Annotated in this window: 4 tRNA genes and 1 pseudogene; all 5 read left to right on the top strand. The window is 39.5% G+C overall.

The window, feature by feature from the left end:
• Positions 1–130: 130 nt before the first annotated feature.
• A tRNA-Ser gene (locus HMPREF0518_RS05340) sits at positions 131–217 on the top strand.
• A gap of 6 nt (positions 218–223) precedes the next feature.
• Positions 224–297 (top strand) — tRNA-Asp (locus HMPREF0518_RS05335).
• A gap of 6 nt (positions 298–303) precedes the next feature.
• A tRNA-His gene (locus HMPREF0518_RS05330) sits at positions 304–379 on the top strand.
• A gap of 4 nt (positions 380–383) precedes the next feature.
• Positions 384–456 (top strand) — tRNA-Val (locus HMPREF0518_RS05325).
• A 61-nt stretch (positions 457–517) separates the two neighbouring features.
• Positions 518–1,334, top strand: a pseudogene (locus HMPREF0518_RS05320) (MFS transporter); the annotation flags it as partial.

The raw sequence follows: 1,334 nt of genomic DNA, 5'->3' as shown, positions 1-1,334 counted from the left end.
TCAAAAGAATTTGCATGATTAAAAATTATTTGAGATGCAGTTATGTTCTAAATTGGACATAACTGCATTTTTTTGCAAAAAAGACTTGCGCTTTTATCTCACTTTAGTATAATAATATCTGTTCGGCTATGGAGGATTACCCAAGTGGCTTAAGGGGACGGTTTTGAAAACCGTTAGGCGGTTCTGCCGCGCGTGGGTTCAAATCCCACATCCTCCTCTGATTGGTCCATTGGAGCAGTGGTTTATCTCGCCTCCCTGTCACGGAGGAGATCGTGGGTTCAAATCCCACATGGACCGTTTATGGCGGAATTGGTGAAGGGGTTAACACACTGGTTTGTGGATCCAGCATACGTGGGTTCGAATCCCACATTCCGCCCCATAATGGAGGATTAGCTCAGCTGGGAGAGCATCTGCCTTACAAGCAGGAGGTCACAGGTTCGAGCCCTGTATCCTCCATATTTTTTTACTCTTATTATCGCTGATAATAGGAGTTTTTGTTTTTTAAAGGGAAAGTTGAATGAATAAAAAACAAATTACAATGGTTACGATTGCCCTGATGCTTGGGAATGTAATGTCAGGACTTGATGGAACAATTATTAATACTGCAATTCTGACAATTGTGGCAGCTTTGCATGGGATTCAGTTTATGGGCTGGATTGTGGCGATTTTCTTATTAGGGATGTCGATTTCGATCCCAATTTGGACTAAGATTGGTGAGAAAATCACTAATAAAAGGCCTTTGAAATTTCTCTAGTATTATTTGTGCTTGGAGCTGCTTTGCAGGGAATGGCACCAAATATCATCTTTTTCTTGTGTTCTAGATTCATTATGGAGATCGGCGCAGGTGGCATGGGATCTTTTCCTTACATTATTGCCGGTTACGTTTTTAAAAATATTAAAACTAGAACCAAGGTCCTTGGCTTTGACTGCTAGCTGGAATGGTGCTGCAATTTTAGGACCATTAGTTGGTGGTTGGCTGATCGATGCCTTTTCTTGGCACTGGGTCTTCTATATTAATATTCCAATTGGTTTGATAGCATTAATCATTTGCCTTATCTACTACAAGCCTGTTACATCAGAAAAAAATACCAGTCTTCGATATTCCTGGTGCTGGTTTGTTAGTTATTGGCTTGCTTTTATTCTTGATGGGTGTTCAATTAGTTGGCTTAACTGCTAATTGGATTGTGATTAGTTTGATTATCATCAGTCTAGTATTTATTGTTCTCTTCTTTATTCGAGAGAATCATGCAGCTAATCCAATCATCCCAGTATCTTTGTTTAAAAATAAAGATTTAGATGGTGACTTTCTTTTATTTGCCTTTACTTGGGGTGCA

It is taken from the genome of Lactobacillus helveticus DSM 20075 = CGMCC 1.1877 (assembly GCF_000160855.1).
Classification (GTDB): domain Bacteria; phylum Bacillota; class Bacilli; order Lactobacillales; family Lactobacillaceae; genus Lactobacillus; species Lactobacillus helveticus.
Note: the sequence above shows the minus strand (reverse complement) of the source record. Positions and strands in the feature narration are given on the sequence as shown.